The 17,963-nt window shown below is 53.7% G+C and carries 15 protein-coding genes; 11 read left to right on the top strand and 4 right to left on the bottom strand.

Annotation, left to right across the window (positions count from 1 at the left end; genetic code table 11):
- The first annotated feature begins 33 nt into the window (after window positions 1-33).
- The 4 genes from NST43_RS16670 to NST43_RS16655 all read left to right on the top strand — a co-directional run bounded on the left by NST43_RS16670 (window position 34) and on the right by NST43_RS16655 (window position 5,768).
- Entirely contained in the window at window positions 34-1,263 is a 1,230-nt protein-coding gene (locus NST43_RS16670) for a glycosyl hydrolase family 8 (RefSeq protein WP_339218180.1), read from the top strand.
- A gap of 395 nt (window positions 1,264-1,658) precedes the next feature.
- Window positions 1,659-2,669, top strand: coding sequence for a 2-oxoacid:acceptor oxidoreductase family protein (locus tag NST43_RS16665; protein ID WP_209990189.1), 1,011 nt, complete (start codon window positions 1,659-1,661; stop codon window positions 2,667-2,669).
- 26 nt (window positions 2,670-2,695) lie between these two features.
- Window positions 2,696-5,002: a thiamine pyrophosphate-dependent enzyme gene (locus NST43_RS16660; protein ID WP_339218178.1), complete on the top strand. Its 2,307-nt coding sequence runs from the start codon at window positions 2,696-2,698 to the stop codon at window positions 5,000-5,002.
- A 166-nt stretch (window positions 5,003-5,168) separates the two neighbouring features.
- Window positions 5,169-5,768, top strand: a complete 600-nt coding sequence (locus NST43_RS16655; protein ID WP_209989576.1) for a DUF1349 domain-containing protein — start codon at window positions 5,169-5,171, stop codon at window positions 5,766-5,768.
- Between the two features lie 428 nt (window positions 5,769-6,196).
- Here NST43_RS16655 and NST43_RS16650 read toward each other — a convergent pair whose 3' ends face one another.
- Window positions 6,197-6,712, bottom strand: coding sequence for a molybdenum cofactor biosynthesis protein B (locus NST43_RS16650; RefSeq protein WP_209990192.1), 516 nt, complete (start codon window positions 6,710-6,712; stop codon window positions 6,197-6,199).
- 183 nt (window positions 6,713-6,895) lie between these two features.
- Between NST43_RS16650 and NST43_RS16645 the strand changes: the two genes are divergently transcribed.
- From NST43_RS16645 to NST43_RS16615, 7 genes are all read left to right on the top strand, one after another.
- On the top strand, window positions 6,896-7,894 hold the full coding sequence (locus tag NST43_RS16645) for a GTP-binding protein (protein ID WP_339218177.1): 999 nt from the start codon (window positions 6,896-6,898) through the stop codon (window positions 7,892-7,894).
- 94 nt (window positions 7,895-7,988) lie between these two features.
- Window positions 7,989-8,336, top strand: coding sequence for a four-helix bundle copper-binding protein (locus NST43_RS16640; protein WP_339218176.1), 348 nt, complete (start codon window positions 7,989-7,991; stop codon window positions 8,334-8,336).
- A 149-nt stretch (window positions 8,337-8,485) separates the two neighbouring features.
- On the top strand, window positions 8,486-9,487 hold the full coding sequence (locus tag NST43_RS16635; RefSeq protein ID WP_339218175.1) for an ABC transporter ATP-binding protein: 1,002 nt from the start codon (window positions 8,486-8,488) through the stop codon (window positions 9,485-9,487).
- Window positions 9,484-10,194, top strand: coding sequence for a hypothetical protein (locus tag NST43_RS16630; protein WP_339218173.1), 711 nt, complete (start codon window positions 9,484-9,486; stop codon window positions 10,192-10,194). Before NST43_RS16635 ends, NST43_RS16630 begins: the two co-directional genes overlap by 4 nt.
- 35 nt (window positions 10,195-10,229) lie before the next feature.
- Complete coding sequence (locus tag NST43_RS16625) at window positions 10,230-10,694, top strand: hypothetical protein (protein ID WP_209989588.1); 465 nt, start codon at window positions 10,230-10,232, stop codon at window positions 10,692-10,694.
- A gap of 516 nt (window positions 10,695-11,210) precedes the next feature.
- Window positions 11,211-11,507: a transposase gene (locus tag NST43_RS16620; RefSeq protein WP_339218171.1), complete on the top strand. Its 297-nt coding sequence runs from the start codon at window positions 11,211-11,213 to the stop codon at window positions 11,505-11,507.
- Window positions 11,393-12,376, top strand: a complete 984-nt coding sequence (locus NST43_RS16615) for an IS3 family transposase (RefSeq protein WP_339225388.1) — start codon at window positions 11,393-11,395, stop codon at window positions 12,374-12,376. The genes NST43_RS16620 and NST43_RS16615 overlap by 115 nt, the downstream gene beginning before the upstream one ends.
- A 212-nt stretch (window positions 12,377-12,588) precedes the next feature.
- On the opposite strand, the gene NST43_RS16610 is transcribed toward NST43_RS16615, so the two are convergent.
- The 3 genes from NST43_RS16610 to NST43_RS16600 all read right to left on the bottom strand — a co-directional run bounded on the left by NST43_RS16610 (window position 12,589) and on the right by NST43_RS16600 (window position 17,899).
- A complete protein-coding gene (locus NST43_RS16610; RefSeq protein ID WP_339218169.1) occupies window positions 12,589-13,905 on the bottom strand; it encodes a winged helix DNA-binding domain-containing protein in 1,317 nt (438 codons plus the stop codon).
- 129 nt (window positions 13,906-14,034) lie between these two features.
- Complete coding sequence (locus NST43_RS16605; RefSeq protein ID WP_339218168.1) at window positions 14,035-16,128, bottom strand: ABC transporter ATP-binding protein; 2,094 nt, start codon at window positions 16,126-16,128, stop codon at window positions 14,035-14,037.
- A gap of 22 nt (window positions 16,129-16,150) precedes the next feature.
- Window positions 16,151-17,899: an ABC transporter transmembrane domain-containing protein gene (locus NST43_RS16600; protein ID WP_209989591.1), complete on the bottom strand. Its 1,749-nt coding sequence runs from the start codon at window positions 17,897-17,899 to the stop codon at window positions 16,151-16,153.
- Window positions 17,900-17,963: the final 64 nt, after the last annotated feature.

The raw sequence follows: 17,963 nt of genomic DNA, 5'->3' as shown, positions 1-17,963 counted from the left end.
TCAATCCACTAACTGTTGAGGAGTGAATGAGTTATGAACAAGCAAGGTAAGCGCAAGCTGCACTGGACAAGTCTGCTGCTTCTATGTTTGGCCGTCTTTATCCTGCCCGCCGGGTCTGCATTCGCCGCCGTGAACAAGCCGTTCCCGCAGCATACGACTTACACCAGCGGAACCATCAAGCCGAATCATGTAAGTCAAACTGCACTGGATAATGCGGTCAAGAGCAAATGGGATGCCTGGAAGGGGACGTACCTCAAGCCGGCCGGCAGCGGAAAATACTATGTGAAGTATAACTCGAACGGGGAAACCGTATCTGAAGCGCAGGGCTACGGGATGCTGTTCACCGTCCTGCTGGCCGGCTATGACGGCAATGCGCAGACCTACTATAATGGACTCTATAATTACTACACGGCACACCCCAGCTCCATTAATCCGTACCTGATGTCCTGGAAACAGAACAGCAGCTTCCAGAATGTCGAAGGCCAGAATTCGGCTACAGACGGCGACATGGATATTGCCTACTCCCTGCTGCTCGCCCACAAGCAATGGGGAAGCAGCGGAACCGTTAACTACTTGCAGGCTGCGACCAATATCATTAACGCCATCATGAATAATGATATCAATCAGTCCCAGTGGACGATCCGCCTCGGAGACTGGGCGAACAGCGGCTCCTATAACACAGCCACCCGCCCTTCGGATTTCATGGTGAATCACTTCAAAGCCTTCCAAGCCGCTACCGGGGATGCCCGCTGGCAGAATGTAACGAATAAGACCTACACCTTAATCAACAGTCTATATACCGGCTATAGCTCCACAACCGGTCTGCTTCCTGACTTCGTAGTCTACTCTAACAATACGTATAAGCCTGCTGCCGCGAATTTCCTGGAATCTCAGCGTGACGGGGATTACAACTATAATTCGTGCCGGGTTCCATGGCGGATCACTACCGATTATCTGCTCACCGGCGACAATCGCGCCTTATCCCAGCTGACCCAGCAGAGCAGCTGGATCAAGACCAAGACAGGAGGCACGCCAGGCAATATTAAGGATGGCTACAAGCTGGACGGAACCACCTTTGGCAGCTACAACAGCGGTGCCTTTTACGGCCCCTTCGGTGTGGGCGCAATGACCTCATCTGCGAACCAGAGCTGGCTGAATTCCCTCTGGAGCCATACGGCTGACAGCGCGGCAGAGAACTATTATGAAGACAGCCTCAAGCTGTTCTCGATGATTGTCATGTCAGGCAATTGGTGGGCCTACTAAGCAGGAATAGTAATGAAGACGAAACTCCTTCCTTCAATGGACAGGAGTTTCTTTCTTTTGGCAGCAGGCACCTGTGATATATATCATTATTTCTGTGATATTTTTAACATCTTAATTTTTAATTTTATTGCTAAATTAAGGATGACATCTCATCCACAGTTTGCTTGGGAAAGTGCGGAATTACACAGAATCTTCACATTTTGTCGTTTTCATGGAAGCTTTCCTTCTATTGAGATAACACCGCACTGTCGCGTATAAAGGAACCTGCATAAATCTATAAAGAATTGTGATTTCCTGAGTGTGGAAAATGCAAGATATGTCACTTCGCGGCTTGCAAAATCAAGTTACAATCGTTGAAAAAGTCAAAAGGATGTACTAAGAAAGGGGTTATGTCGGTGGTACAATTGCCAATAGTAAATGAGCTGGGATTCTTTGAGATTCGTCTGGAATCCATTGGAGGCCTGGGCGCGAACCTGGCAGGTAAAATGCTGGCGGAAGCAGGAGTGGTCGGCGCAGGTCTTAACGGCGTCAGCTTCTCATCCTACGGTTCGGAGAAGAAGGGGTCTGCGGTTAAGGCTCATATCCGCTTCTGTGATATGGATACCCATATCCGCGATACTTCACCGGTCGAGCGTCCGCATGTTGTCGGCGTATTTCACGAAGCACTTGCCAAGACCGTTAATGTAACCAGCGGGATTCATGAACACAGCACCGTTCTTGTGAACTCGGCCAAGACGCCGGAAGAACTCAGAGAACTGCTGAAGATGAAGGCCGGCACGATTGCAGTGATCGATGCTACCAGCATCGCACTCAAGGAGAAGAACCGCGTCAATATGGCTATGCTGGGGGCACTATTCCGGCTCTGCCCGTTCCTCGATACGGATATTATGAAGGGCGTCATTGAGAAGTCCCTCGGCAAAAAATATCCGCAGGCCGTCCAGTCGGCCATCACGACCTTCGAGCGCGGCTACAATGAAGTGAAATTCATGCAGTTCGAGCTGGCTGCCGGCGACCGTATGCCGGAATATGTCCGTTCCGATATCTCGGCTCTTGGTTACGAGACTCAGCCGATGGGCGGTACGATCACCAACCCGGGCAGCAGCTTCCTGAAGAATCTCAGCATCTCCCGTTCCGGTATGCTTCCGGCATTTGAGATCGAGTCCTGTATCAACTGCGCACAGTGTGACACGGTATGTCCTGACCAATGCTTCGTGTGGGAAGAGCGCCTGGACCGCAAGGGCCGTTCGCAGATGTTCCTGCTCGGTATTGACTACCAGTACTGTAAAGGCTGCCTGAAATGCATCGGTGCCTGCCCGACCTCGGCATTATCCAGCATGAGGGAGAAGGAAGGCTATGCGGACAGCCATGCCGTGAAGCATCAGTTCGATCTGGTAACTCCAGTCTAAAACCCGGAAGAAAGGTGGAATACATTGTGGCTATTGATTATGAAAAAGAACTAGGCTCCGCCAAGGTGGAGCAGAAATTCCTATACGAGTCCGGCAATGAAATGGCGGCCTATGCCGCGCATCAGATTAACTATCATGTCATGGGTTATTTCCCGATCTCCCCATCGACTGAGGTGGCCCAGTTCCTCGATACAATGAAGGCCAGCGGCCAGCACGATATTATGCTGGTACCGTCTGACGGCGAGCATAGCTCCGCAGGGATCTGCTACGGCGCTTCGACAGCAGGCGGCCGCGTGTTCAACGCAACGAGCGCTCAAGGGTACATGTTCATGCTGGAGCAATTGCCTGTACAAGCAGGTACGCGGATGCCAATGGTCATGAATCTGGTTTGCCGTTCGATCTCAGGACCGCTGAATATTCACGGAGACCACTCGGATCTGTATTTTGCCCTGAACACCGGCTGGCCGATCCTGATGTGCCGTGATCCGCAGTCGGTCTATGATATGAACCTGATGGCCCTGAAGCTGGCGGAACACGCCAAAGTCCGGCTGCCGGTGATGGTGGCCTCTGACGGTTACTTCACTTCGCACCAGAAGCGCCGGGTACAGGCTTTTGCCCACCGTGAGGATGTTCACAAATTCGTTGGCGAACAACCGCCTGCAGGCTTCACCGATACCCTGGACCGCAATAATCCGGTCACTGTTGGACCTTACATGAATGAACCGGATTACATCAACAACCGTTATCAGCAATCCGTTGCGATGTACAACGCCGGTGAAGTGTTCGAAGAGATCGCGCAGGAATTCGCGGTACTGACCGGACGCCATTATGAGATGATCGAACAGTACCGGATGGAGGATGCCGATGTCGCTGTCTTCCTGATGAACTCCGCTTCGGAGATCATTAAGGATGTAGTCGATCAGCTCCGTGACCAGGGAATCAAGGCAGGAGCGATCTCCCCGAACATGATTCGCCCGTTCCCGCAGAAGCAGATTGCCGAAGCGCTGAAGAATGTCAATGCCATTACTGTAGGTGACCGTGCCGATTCGGTTGGCGGACACGGCGGTAACATGGTGAACGAGATTAAGGCGGCACTGTTCACTTACGGCAACACAACGACTAAGGTGATTAGCCGGATCTACGGACTGGGCGGTAAAGACTTCTATGCCGAAGACGGACACCACTTCTTCCAGCTCGCTATGGACGCAGTAATAGCTGACCGTGTTGAGATTCCGTTTGATTACTATGGCCACAATCCGGGAGCGCTGGAGAATGCGCCGAAGCGCCTTTTGAAGCCGATGGACTTTGATAAGCTGAAGACCGGCCTGATTACGGTAACCCAGAATGAAGAGACCGGCAAGCTGAGTGTACGGGTTCCGCCGGTCCGCTCGCTGATGAAGAAGCCAAGACGTTTGTCTCCAGGGCACGGCGCATGTCCGGGCTGCGGGATTTTCTCCGGGCTGGAGCTGTTCTTCAAAGGGATCGAAGGAGATATCGTAGCGCTCTACCACACCGGCTGCGCGATGGTAACGACTACCGGCTATCCGTATTCCTCCCATAAATCGACGTTCATCCACAATCTGTTCCAGAACGGTGCAGCTACGCTGTCCGGTGTGGTTGAGATGTTCTGGGAACGTAAACGCCGAGGCGAGCTTGACGGGCTGGGGCTGAAGGAAGACTTCACGTTCGTTATGGTTACTGGCGACGGCGGGATGGATATTGGTATGGGACCAGCCATCGGAGCAGCACTGCGCGGCCACAAGATGATCATCGTGGAATATGATAATGAAGGATACATGAATACAGGTGCACAGCAGTCCTATTCGACACCGCTGGGACACCGGACTTCCACTTCAAGCATCGGCAAAACCCAGCAGGGCAAGCTGACCCAGCATAAGGATACCGCGCAGATTATGGCGGCTACCAACATTCCTTATGTATTCACTGGCTGTGAAGCTTATCCGCAGGATATGCTGAAGAAGGCGGCAAAGGCCCAGTGGTACGCGCAAAATGAAGGTCTGGTCTACGGCAAGATTCTCATTGCCTGTCCGCTGAACTGGATGAGCGAAGACAAGGACGGCACAGATATCGTGTCCCTGGCTGTCGAATCCTGCTTCTTCCCGCTCTACGAAGTAGAGCAGGGGATTACTAGTATCACCTACAATCCGGAAGACAAGGACAAACGGATCGAAGTATCCGCCTGGCTGAAGACAATGGGCAAGACCCGTCACCTGCTGAAGCCGGAGAACGAGCCGGCCCTGCACAGCTTCGAGGGTGAAGTGCAACGCCGCTGGAGCCGTCTCAAGGCGAAACATGAGCATCCGGATCTATAAGGCTTAACCTGACATCATTATAGTAACAATCGTAGCTATCCGCCCGGCAGAGATTCTCTGCCGGGCTATTTTAATCCCCACAACAGCCATCCGGGCAAGCTGACAAGGATTGGGATATGGTATACTTAGCTTTGATGAGCAAACGGCAAGGAGAGGTGAGCCTGTAATGAGATTCATAGAATGGCAGGATGGAGTATGGAGTAATAAACCGGTATCAAGCGGGAACGCGAACGGCCAATTTGTGGTCGAAGCGGCGGAGGCCAGCGATTACTGGCAAAAGACGATGTACGGCTTCCAGCATGACAACGGTCATGCGCTGCTTGCCCCCTGGGATAAGGCAGAGGCGGTAGAGATCAGCTTCGCGCTGGACGGGTTCACGGAGCTGTACGACCAGGCAGGCATTATGTTATGGCAGAGCGGTGAGCAATGGATCAAGGCGGGTATTGAGCTGAATGACGGTGTCCCGCATATCGGCGCAGTCGTGACTGACGGATATTCTGATTGGTCGTTGTCCCCTGTTCCCGAGTGGAAGGGGGAAGTGATTACCCTCCGGGCTTCGCGGATGAAGGATGCGGTAATTCTCAGAGCACGAACAGAGAATCATCCCTGGCGGACCATCCGCGTTGCCCGGTTCCCGTATGAGACTGGCAGCCAAGCGGGACCGTTCCTGTGTGCTCCAACGCGGGCCGGGTTTCAGGTCACCTTCACACGCTGGGCGGCTACAGTACCCGATGCAGACGTTCATACAGACCCGCCAATCGTATAGCCTCCCCGAAAAAGGCAAAACCGCCGCTGCGCGTATCCTTCACGCGCAGACGGCGGTTTTGCTTTTTGCAATAAACTATTATAGACCGGAGAGGCAGACTAGACTATCTTCTTCTGCTGCGCACCATTGCGGTAGGACCGCACATTTCATCCCGGACGGAACAAGTGTAGATATGGTGAGGGACCGGAACACAGTGGTGGCGTCTGACGACCTCGACATGGTGGACCACCTGGACCACCTGGGGATGATAGTAATCTTCATATACAACCTGTGTGGGATCTGTAACCGTTTCAGTAGGACACTTCGGACAATTTCTCATTACACTCAGCTCCTTCGCAGTGGACTTATGCCAGTATACGCGTTATGCAGGAGCCTGCTTGTTCATTCGTCTATTTTTCGGAAAAATAGGTGTCCGTCCATGCTTCGCTTCAGGAACGCTTGTAGATCTCGCGCATGACATGCCGCAGCTCGGGCAGGATCAGCCGTTCCATGGCCAGCTTGATCGCACCGGGGGAGCCGGGCATGGAGAAGACGGCAGTACTGCCGATCGTCCCGGCAATGGCCCGGCTGAGCATAGCGGCAGAGCCGATATCTTCGGTGAAGCTGAGCAGCCGGAAAATCTCCCCAAAGCCCGGCAGCGACTTATCCAGCAGGGAGGCTACGGCCTCACAGGTGGTGTCACGGGGGGAAATGCCGGTCCCTCCGGTCAGAAGCACAGCTTCGATGCCGGAATGGACGGAGCTTTTGTAGACCAGTTCCCGGATATCCTCATAATCATCCTTGACGATGGTACGGCCGGTTACGGTATAACCGGCGGCTTCCAGCAGACTCTGGATCAGCGGCCCTCCGGTGTCCGTATCCACGGTCCGGGTATCCGAGACCGTTATGATGTAGCAAGCGACTGAATCCGGGGCTTCGCTCCGGTGTTCTTGGGCGGATGATATACGAACCAGCTCCTTTAGGTATCTGATGTGCAGCTTATATTTCCCATGATAGGCCAAGGCAGCGGCAATAACAAGCTCCGGGGGAAGCTGTTGTAAGCTTCAATAGGCAATGCCGCCTTGCACAGAAGCGGTCATTGTAGTACACTCGCTACCATAACCGATTGAGGCAGGGAGAGAGTAAACTTGGAACAGTCATTACCAGTATATATCTTGTCGGGATTTCTCGGCAGCGGCAAGACCACGTTACTGCAGCGTCTGCTGGATCATTGGAATCTTCAGGGCCTGCGGCCGGCCGTAATTATGAACGAGCTGGGTGAAGTGAATCTGGACGGCCTGCTGGTCGAGCAGTCTGTGCCGATGGCAGAGCTGCTGGGTGGTTGTATCTGCTGTACGAGCCGCGGGGATTTAAGCACCGAGCTGACCACACTGGTCAAAAAAGAATCGCCGGATGTAGTCATCATTGAGGCCACTGGCGCCGCCAATCCGCTCGAAATTGTAGATGCCGTTACGGAGACTTCACTGTATCAGCAAGTGGAGCTGAAGGGGCTGATTACTGTCGTTGATGCCGCCCATCTTCTGGAGCTGTACCGCTCTCAGCAAGGGGCTACCTACCGTCTGATGCAAGAGCAGATCCGCTGTGCATCCGTCCTCATCCTGAACAAGACAGACCGGATCCAAGCCGCAGAGATTGCAGAGATCTCGGAGGTTCTGCGCAAGTGGAATGCCTACGCGGAGATTGTGCCGGCAGTGCGCTGTGAACTGGAGCCGGAAGTGCTGCTCGGCAGTGTGGGAGCCGTTCATATGGAAGACCGTCCCGCCGGGGAAGCGGGGGACAACGGAGCTGAGGGAGCGATGCACTCCTCGCATGATCATGTGATGGCCTACACGCATTATTTCCAGAATCCTGTGAACAGCGAGGAATTCGAGCGGTTTGTGAAGGAGCTGCCGCGCGATGTGTACCGGGCCAAGGGGATTGTAACTTTTACCGATACCTCCAGCCGTTTTTTGTTTCAGTACGCCTACAGGGAAGCGGATTTCATGAAAATTACGCCCCAGGGCGAGGTGCCGGATGTGGCTGTATTCATCGGTGAGCATTTCTCCTCCGGTGAGCTTCGCACGGGGCTGCTGCGGCTGGAGAAACGCCTGTTAACCAGACCGGCGGCGGTCAAAAGAAGCCTGTAGCTGAACGCTGCGGCTCCTCGCGAATGGTTCGTTCTTATTCTTGCAGGTTAATACATTGGCATACCCTATAATAATTGCAGGAGGTTGTAAGGCTATGACCCGAATACAATATCAGGAATGCATTAGTGCTTTGATTAAATGTATGGACGCCTGTAACTATAGCTATGTCTCAAGCCTGAAAGAATATGATCTTGCCGATCTGCGGGAGAGTATCCAGCTGGACCGTGAATGCGCAGACATCTGCTCCTTCGCCATCCAGGCAATGACACGCAGAAGCCCATTCGTGGCAGAAATCCTCAAGCTATGCGCAGATATCTGTGACCGCTGTGCCGATACAAGCAGCAGACATCAGCATAACCATTGTCAGGATTGTATTGATACCTGCCGTAACGCAGCCGAGGCCTGCAGAAGGGTCAGTGAAGCTGTTGAAGTCTACGCCTGACCTAACCTTTTAGGATGTCCATATACTGAATCTGAACCTTAACAGAAACCAGGACGGCTGCGGATTCATTCTGCACGATCCTGGTTTTTTCGATGTGTAATTCATGATTTGGCAGAATTAAAAAAAGGAGAATAAAGGCATTCCGGCGAATGTTACATAAGAGAATAACCAGGCTGCTGTTCGGTGCGGCCCATAGGCATGCACTAGTTGAAGGAGGCCTGGAAGCCACGAATGCATCACCGCTAATTACACTTACCCAGGGGAGCAAGCAGTATGGGGGCCGTGCGGTTCTGACTGAGATATCGATGACAATCCTTCCCGGCACAGCTACGGCTCTGATCGGCCGCAACGGGTCTGGCAAGAGTACGCTGCTGTCCATACTCGCGGGACTGCTGAAGCTGTCCTCAGGTGTTCTAACCTGTGACCGTCGGAGGCTGATCACGGGCTATGCACCTGAAGCGTTTCCCGGCTTGAAGCTGACGGCCGAAGACTATCTGCGCTGCATGAGCCGGATTGCCGGACTCTCCGAGGCGGCTTCAGCGTCCCGGATAAGCGAACTATTGCAGTTGTTCAGTCTCGAATCCTCCCATAACCGCAAGCTTGCAGGCTTTTCCAAGGGAATGCTACAGAAGGTTAATCTGATTCAGAGCCTGCTGACCCGGCCGCAGCTGTTGCTGCTTGACGAGCCTATGTCAGGCCTGGATCTGCCGGCACAAGCTAGGCTTATAGATGTGCTGCAGGAGCTGAAGGCGGAGGGGACGGCGCTCGTCTTGTCCGTTCATGAGCCGCAGATCATCGAAGCATTGGCAAATACAGTGTATGTATTACATGAAGGGCAGAACATCCGGACAATTCAAGGAGCGGAGAATCTGAAAAGTGCTCCAGTAGTGAATATCGTCTATACGGTATTGCCGGGACAAGCCCAGCAGGCTCTGGAGACCCTGCCGGGAGTCATTCATGTGGAGCCGTCGCCGGACTACGCCGGTACAGCTTGTACAGGCTTGACTGTCGATCAGAAGATGTCAGATACTTGCCTGCAGCAGATTCTTACAGCAGGCGGTTCCATAGTTTCAGTGAGGCATCTCGGAGGATTAAACGACCTGACGGAGTGGATGGACCCCAAGGATCAGATCGGGAGTGGACGCGGATGAAGGGGCTAATTCGTTATTTTCTGCACAGTTATACGGTCTCCCAGCGCTTCTTCGGACCGGTTGCCGGCATTATTATAGCAGTATTAATCCTGTATTCCTATAAGCCTAACCCGGTCATGAGCAGCTACTCGGCAACGGCGGTCTTTCTATTCATTGCCTGTGCGTGGCTCGGTCTAAGCTTCCTTAACCATGAGCAGGCGGTGCAGAAGCAGGTGGTTATCGTCCAGCTCCGCAGTGCCCGCCGCTACAGTATCGGGGGTCTGCTTACAATGGTCCTGCTTACGCTGCTGCTGGATGTAGTTATTGTGATCTATCCCGTGCTTTCCGGAAGCTTCCAAGAACCTGCCGGACTTCAGCGGATCTTGCTTGCTTTGGCCGGACATGCGCTCATGGGGCTATTAGGGATCACTCTCTCCCTTTACCTGCAATCCTCGTGGGTACCTAGAGCTAGTTATGCCGCCGGAATGATGCTGATCCTCCTCATTTTATCTATAAGCGCCGGTAAAGTGTCTGAAGTAGTGCCTGGACCGATGGTGTCCATTCTCCTGCCGCCGGTATTTCCGGTCATGGACCGAATGATGAACGCAGAGACTCTGCCGGTGTCCTCCGTGCTAGGAGCCTATGCCCACGCGTTGGCGTACATAATATTGCTTGCCGGATTCTACATTTACCGTTCCGGCCGCATGGACTATAACAGAACAATATAAACTCAAATATGATCAGATTAAGGATGGGAGGAACGATGAAGGATACACAACTACCGGAGAGTGAACAATCCAAAGAGCTATTTGCTTATTTCGGGCTGGCTGTGTACTATTGCCAGGCGCTGGAGCAGCAATTGACGAATCTGCTGCTGCTGACGAAGCTGTCGCAGGGCAAGACTCCAACCGATGCCGAAATCGCAGAGTTGTATCAACGCAAGCTTAGCAATTCACTCGGCCAACTCATCAAAGAAATCCAGCATCACTTCCCCTTCTCTGAGGAAGAGACCAGTCAATTGCAGGCCGTATGGAAGGAACGCAATCATATTGTCCATGATTACTTCAAGGAACGGATTCAAGAGACCTTCACCCCAGCCGGCCGGGCCCATATGATCCGTGAACTGAAACGCTTCAAGAACAAGGCAAGCCGGCTGGAGATTAAGCTGCAGGGCTATTGCACAGAGATGTATAGTAAGCTGGGCCTTGAGGAAGAGCATATTCAATAAGGCATCCTCACGATTATAGAACATTACGAGAAGACTCCCTTTAACGCAGCACAACCTGCGTCAGAGGGAGTCTTCTTTGGAAATATCAGTATTTATAGGCTCCTTCACATGATAACGTAACCGCCACTTCTCGTTGAAACGGTAGGGTTCCCGAAATGTATGCGAAAAACCGAGCACAATGGGTAGGTGGGGGGGACGCGGGCCGAATGTATGCGGAAAACTGAACACAATGGGTTGGCGAGGGTGTGCGTGGGCCAAATGTATGCGAAAAACCGAACACAATGGGTTGGTGGGGTGTGCACGAGCCAAATGTATGCAAAAAACCGAACACAATATGCTGGTGCGAAGGTACGTGGGCTAGAATGTTGCTGACGGAGAGCCGTGGGGGGGAGAAGTGCCCCTGAATTCAGCGGATGTAGGCAAAATGCGCAAATGAAGAGCACTAGTGCTGTTAGTGTTAACCGTGGACACCCGTTAAGAGAATAGAGATAATAAGTTTAACGAGGAGGTGTCCCCATGAGTGGAACACGGAGAAGCTACAATGAAGAATACAAAAGACAGACCGTCAAGTACATCCAGGAGCAGACGAAAACGGTGGCGGAACTGGCCCTGGAACTGGATGTCCCCGCCAAAACGTTGCATAAATGGCTAGGACAGTACCGGCAGTTTGAGAATGAGCCCATCGTTACTCCAGACAAATACAGAGAGCTGGAACGTCAACTGAAGGAGCGGGAGCACGAACTCGCAGAGCTGACAGAGGAGATGGCAATCCTAAAAAAAGCCGTGCACATCTTCAGCAATCCAAAGAACTGAGATTTCAGTTTATTGAAGATCATCGCTCCGAGTTCCGCGTGGAGAAGATGTGCAATGTCTTTCAGGTGTCCCGGAGCGGGTACTACAAATGGAGAACAGCAAAGCCCAGCCCTCAAGCCAGCCGCAAAGCCTTGTTGCTGAAGCGGATTGCCTATCATTTTCATGACTCTAAGGGTCGCTATGGCAGCCCCAAAATCAAGGTTCTCTTAGAGCGTGAAGGGCACCAGGTCAGTGAACGCACGGTAGGCAAGTACATGAAAGAACGGGGTCTGCGCTCTTGTGTCGCAAAGAGATTTCGCGTATGCACCACCGACTCCAACCATCCGTTACCCATTGCCCCCAACCTGTTAAACCAGCAATTTCACACGGAAAAGCCGAACCAGACGTGGGTGGCGGATATCACCTACATTCCCTGCCGGGAAGGACGAATGTACTTGGCGAGTGTGCTGGACCTGTGTACCCGGGAGATTGTCGGCTGGCGGCTTAGCGACCGGATGACCACTGACCTCGTACAAGGCGCTCTGGACGCTGCCTACAAGGCCAAACGCCCCGGGAAGGGCTTAATTCACCATTCGGATCGAGGCTCCCAGTACGCCTCTGAAGACTACCGGGAACGCCTAAAGACGTACCAGATGACCGCAAGCATGAGCCGCAAAGGGAACTGTTATGATAACGCCTGTATCGAATCTTTTCACAGCCTCTTAAAAAAAGAGTTGGTGTACTGGAATCGATTTAAAACGAAGCAACAGGCGTATGATGCCATTTTCCAGTACATTGAATTTTTCTACAACCGCAAACGAATCCATGGGGCGCTCGGTTACGTTTCTCCGGTTCAGTTTGCAGCCACATTTAAGCGAAAAACGATGTAGTTGCTGTCTACTTTCTTGACAGGAGTCCATAGTGCCCCTGAATCAATCGGATACGAGTTAATCGCCCGAATGAGGGGTAGTAATGCCCCTGAATTATCCAATTATCCCATAAATGGAGGGAGAGTAATGTGGAAGGTAAGGTAGTCCACACAACCTGTGTGGACCGTATAAGTTCATGCATCCTCCGCCCGCAGGGGTAACAGATGATTGGATTAATTTGTCTTTAAGGAAGTGGCAGACAGCGCCTCCTCCAGCTCCTGCAGCCCGCAGGAGTGGACGATATCCGGTGCGAAGCGGATCGCGGTGGCCCCGGTCGAGCGTTGCAGCGAGGAGAAGGCCCCGGTGAGCGCGGGGAGCATGGAGCGTTCAAGCGTCTCTCCGGCCTCCCACCACCAGCGGACGATGGTCAGTACGCCGGTCTTCTTGTTCATCACCGGCTCCAGCCGACCGATGAAGCGGTCGCCGTAGAGGAGTGGGAGGACATAGTATCCGTATTCCCGTTCAAGCACAGGCTTGTAGACCTCCCAGCGGTATTGAAAGCCGAACAGCTGGAGGATCAGCTCTCTGTCCCAGAGCAGATTGTCCAGCGGGGCCAGTGCCGCTGCGAAGGAGGCTACTCCTCCAGCATGACCGGCCTCACCCTCATTACTAGCCTGTGGCCCTGCTGTGGATTCAGTTGCAACCGCAGTGTCATCCTGAAGCAATACGGCTTCAAGCTCAGGGACGTCTGCTGTGCGGATGTATAGCGGGAGCTTCAGGCCTTCCACCTGTACCTCGCGTAACAGGTCCTTCTGCAGCAGCCGCTGCACGGCCGCAGTCCGCTCCTTACTCTTCAAGCCTGCGATGCCAAGCCAGCCGTCCCCGGACCGGTTCCATTGCAGGCCGATGCTGCCGATCCGGCGCAGCACATACCAATCGTGATGCTGCTCCAGCGTCTCATTAGGATCGCTTGCGCTTAGCAGTTCAGGAGGCAGCAGCTTGGTCGTATAGTCGTAATAACGGCGGGTATGCACCCGGTGATGAATGGATAGCTCTCCCCAGAAGTACATGCTCTCCATAGCAGCCCGGGAGAGTCTTGCCGGAGCCCAGGACCAGTCGATCTTCTCTTTGCTCGCAAGGTCCAGCGAAGAGAGTGGCCCGCGTGCATCCAGCTCGCCGCGCACTTGGGTAATCATGGCCGCCATGGCCTCATTGTGCTGATGCCTGGCGGCAGCTTCCCGGCGCCGCTGGAAATACGGCCAGTCCTCTGTGCAGTAGATCGACATGTTCTTATCCCAGCCGTCAATCAGCAGTCGGTCCTTATACAGCAGCTCATTCGCCATCTCGGGCACGAAGCCGGGGATTCTCGCCTGAAGCACCAGCTCGTGGTTATGTCCGGCTATGCTGAGCGGATCATACTGGATACAGCCTACATGCCGGACGAAGTCATAGATGCTCTGCTTACCGCCGGGCAATCCGCCCGAGACAAGCCGCTGATGGCGCAGCAGGAACAGCCGGGCTTGCCGCTTGCTAAGACTGTAGGTTATCAATCGTCTTCACCTCATCCATAATATGTATTGCTCCATTATACAGAACAAATGTTCTGATATCAAGTGAAAAACACCCCCTGATGCCTTTCTGCGTCAGGGGGTGTCTTATTGCAATGTATGATAGGTGGATTAGTTCTGTTCCAGCGATGGCCGGAGTCCGGCGGCAGAAGCAAGGCCCCCGGATAGAGGAGCCGGCTCGCCTGAGCCGTTCCCGGCACCCGCACCAAGCTGAAGCTGATACATGCGGAAGTACCTGCCGCCCTGCGCCATCAGCTCATCATGGCTGCCGCGTTCGACAATCTGGCCCCGGTGCAGCACCAGAATCTGGTCTGCACTGCGGATGGTCGACAGCCGGTGGGCGATGATGAAGGTGGTCCGGCCTTTTTTCAGCACCTCCAGCGCCTGCTGGATGATGCTCTCGGTCTCGGTATCGATGTTGGACGTTGCTTCATCCAGAATCAGGATCGCCGGATCGAAGGATAACGCTCTGGCGAAGGAGATCAGCTGCCGCTGTCCGGCGGACAGGGTGCTGCCCTTCTCAATGACCGGTTCATCGAAGCCTTGCGGCAGATGGGCCAGCAGTTTATCGGCCCCTACCTCACGCAAGGCGCGTTCGACACGTTCTCTAGAGATCCGTTCATCACCCAGACTGACATTGGAGGCAATGGTCCCGGTGAAGAGGTACGGGTCCTGAAGCACGATGCCCATATGACTGCGAAGCCATTGCTTCGGCAGATCCTTGACCTTTTGCCCGTCGATCGTTATGCTTCCTTGCTGCGGATCATAGAAGCGGAACAGCAGGTTGATGATGGAGCTTTTACCGGAGCCGGTATGGCCCACAAGGGCGACGGTCTCGCCGGGGCGTGCCTCGAAGGAGATATCGCGCAGGACGAAGTCCTTTTTATAAGCAAAGGACACATCCTTGAATACGACATTTCCCTTGTAACGCGGCATCGATCCGTCAGTGACGGGCTCTCCCGGCTCATCCATCAGCGTGAACACGCGGCCTGCGGAGACCATCGAGCTGTCCAGATTCGCCAGCTGGTTGACCATGCCCGTAATCGGTTGGAACATCCGGCCCAGTACATCGACGAAGGCATACAGGACGCCCAGCGATACGAAGGTTGTACCGTCGAGGCTGCCGAAGCCGAAGTACCACAGCACCAGCACGAAGGAGAGGCTGCGCAGCGAGTTCACCAGGTTGTGGGAGGTGAAGGCGTTGAGGTTCAGCATTTTGTTCTGATATTTCAGATAGTCGTCATTGAGTTGCTCGAATTCAGCACTACTCTGCTTCTGGCGGCGAAAAATCCGGATGATCGACATCCCTTGAATCGATTCGTTGATAATGGCATTAATCTCACTAAGCCGCGAGCGGATGATCGTGTTGTATTTGGTAGCAATTTTGCGGTATAGCACGATCCAGAGAATGATAATCGGCACGATGAACAAGCTGACCAGTCCCAGCTTCACATCGAGCAGGAAAAGGGCCACATAGACACCGGTGATATTGATGATTCCTGTAGCGAAGTTGGATAACACGGCAATGAACAGATCCTTGACCGCTTCCGTATCGTTGGTTACCCGGGAGACGACCTTACCGGCAGGCAGATTATCAAAGAAATAGACCGGCAGGCGTTGGATATGGGCATAGACATCGGTCCGCAGCTTGCGGATGACCTGATTGGCAGATGATTGCAGCCAGTAGGTTTTGCCGAACTCAGCAATAATAGAGATCACAAGGAACATGGCGTATAGAGCGACCAACTGATAGATTCCTGGAAGCTCCGGTTTGTAAAAGGAAAACAGATCATCGGCCGACAGCTTGACGGCCGGGTAGGCTGTGGTCAGCTCGCCGTACTTGATCTGGAGCTTCCCGTCCGCGAAGCTGCGCTCGCCTTCGGCCTTCGGTACAGCTTCATTGATGAAGTAGAAGCTTCTGCCTGCCTGAAGCAGGCGGACTTCCTGGCCCTTGGCTTCGTCTGCGGCAAACCGGTCACTGCGTTTGTAATAAGTGTTGTTATATTCAGCTGCATCCTCCGGCGAGGCTGTCTGGAAATAAGGCTTCTCGATCGCAAGCAGATGATTGTCAATCATGCTCTTGGCGATAAAAGGCCCCGCCAGCTCAGCCGCTACTCCGATGGTAAGGAGCAGTAGGGCGGCGATGAAGGTCTTTTTGGCGGTCAGTGCATATTGCAGCAGACGTTTGCCTGTACTCTGTGTCAACGGTGACACCTCCTGTATGGGGTTATTCATTCGTCAGATTATTCTCGACCTGCTGGCGGTCGAACTGCTCACGGTACCAGCCGCCCAGTTCCAGCAGCTCCTGGTGCGTACCCTGCTCTGTAATATGTCCGTCGTCGAGGACAACGATCAGATCGGCATGCTCGATTGCCGAGAGGCGGTGGGTAGAGATGAGCGTGGTTTTGCCGCTGCGTTCCTCGCGGATGTTCTCGATGATCTTCGCTTCTGTCCGTGCGTCAACGGCAGACAAGGCATCATCCAGAATCAAGATATCAGGATTTGAGATGAAGGCACGCGAGATCGAAACACGCTGCTTCTGTCCCCCGGAGAGGGAGACGCCGCGTTCGCCAACCATCGTATCCAGCCCGTCGGACAAGGTGCCGAGGTCATTCTGGAAGGCGGCGGCGGTAATCGCCTGCATGATCCGCTCATCGCTGGCCCCCGAGTATCCGAACTGGATGTTCTCGCGTACCGATTTGGAGAAGAGGATCTGCTCCTGCGGCACGTAGCCCATCCAGCTGTGAAGCTGATCTAGGGCGATCTGGGTGATCGGCACACCTGAGATCAGAATCTCGCCTGTGCCGGCCGGGTATTCATGCAGCAGCTGCTTCAGCAGCGTCGATTTGCCGCTGCCGGTCCGTCCGACCACGCCAAGCGTCTGCCCTTGGGAGAGGGATAAGCTGACTCCGCTGAGATTGTCGATGGTAGAGGTCGGATACCGGAAGGTTACATCCTTCAGCTCGATGGTGGCCGGCTGGGCTACCGGAACCGGATGAGGTACATCCTTGACATCAGGCTTCGCATTGAGGGTCTCGTTGATACGCTCCAGCGAGGCGCCGCCGCGCTGCATGATATTAATCAGCTCGCCGATGGCGAACATCGGCCACACGATCATCCCGAGATACATATTGAACGACACCAGATCGCCAAGCGTAATCTGATTGCGGAATACGAGATAGATGCCGTAGGTCAGGGCGATGATATAGCTGAGGCCCACGAACAAGCGGATCGTCGGCTCGAAGAAGGCATCGACCCGGGCAACCGCCATATTTTTGCGGTACACATCATCTGTAATGTCAGAGAAGCGCTTCTCATCGTGCCGCTCCTGTACATAAGCGCGGATGACGCGGATACCCGATACGGATTCCAGTACCTGGTCGTTCATGTCACCGAAGGCATCCTGTGCCAGACTGTAGCGGTCGTGAATCGCTTTGCCGTAGAAGACCATGGCTACCGCAATCATCGGAAGCGGAATCACGGCGGCCAGCGTCAGCTTCCAGCTGACCAGGAACCCCATGGCGAACAGGACAACCGTGAGATACACGGTGGAGTCGACAAGGGTGAGCATCCCGAAGCCCACGGTGGCGGAGACCGCACGGATATCATTGGTGGCGCGGGCCATCAGATCCCCGGTGCGGTTACGCTCGAAGAAGGCGGGGGTCATCGTCATGAGATGATTCATGAAGCGCGAGCGCAGCAGACGCTCCACCAGATTCGATCCCCCGAACAGCTTGTGCATCCATATGTAGGTGATCCAGTAAATGATCAGCAGCATAAGTAAGATCAGGCCAATGTATTTCATGAGTGAACCTGCAGTGATGGCACCGGTGACGATTTCGTCAATGGCGTTGCCCAGCAGGCGTGGAGGCAGGAGTTCTAACACACCTACCACAATAAGAAGGATGAGGCCTATAGTATAGCGCCTTTTTTCCCGGCGGAAGAACCAGCCGAGATTTCGGAGTACGGAGAACAAGGTAAATCCCTTCCTTTCGTGCTTGGAGTAATTACTAAGTTAGCTTGTTTAACGGAACATTCAT

The sequence above is a fragment of the Paenibacillus sp. FSL H8-0332 genome (assembly GCF_037963835.1).
GTDB lineage: Bacteria > Bacillota > Bacilli > Paenibacillales > Paenibacillaceae > Paenibacillus_AQ > Paenibacillus_AQ rhizoplanae.
The sequence above is the reverse complement of the archived record's forward strand: the minus strand, read 5'-3'. Positions and strand labels throughout refer to the sequence as shown.

Excerpts from the sequence above, each read along its gene's own strand:
- NST43_RS16670 (WP_339218180.1), top strand. The coding sequence starts at position 34 with ATGAACAAGCAAGGTAAGCGCAAGCTGCACTGGACAAGTCTGCTGCTT.
- NST43_RS16655 (WP_209989576.1), top strand. The coding sequence starts at position 5,169 with ATGAGATTCATAGAATGGCAGGATGGAGTATGGAGTAATAAACCGGTA.
- NST43_RS16640 (WP_339218176.1), top strand. The coding sequence starts at position 7,989 with ATGACCCGAATACAATATCAGGAATGCATTAGTGCTTTGATTAAATGT.
- NST43_RS16635 (WP_339218175.1), top strand. The coding sequence starts at position 8,486 with ATGTTACATAAGAGAATAACCAGGCTGCTGTTCGGTGCGGCCCATAGG.
- NST43_RS16630 (WP_339218173.1), top strand. The coding sequence starts at position 9,484 with ATGAAGGGGCTAATTCGTTATTTTCTGCACAGTTATACGGTCTCCCAG.
- NST43_RS16625 (WP_209989588.1), top strand. The coding sequence starts at position 10,230 with ATGAAGGATACACAACTACCGGAGAGTGAACAATCCAAAGAGCTATTT.
- NST43_RS16620 (WP_339218171.1), top strand. The coding sequence starts at position 11,211 with ATGAGTGGAACACGGAGAAGCTACAATGAAGAATACAAAAGACAGACC.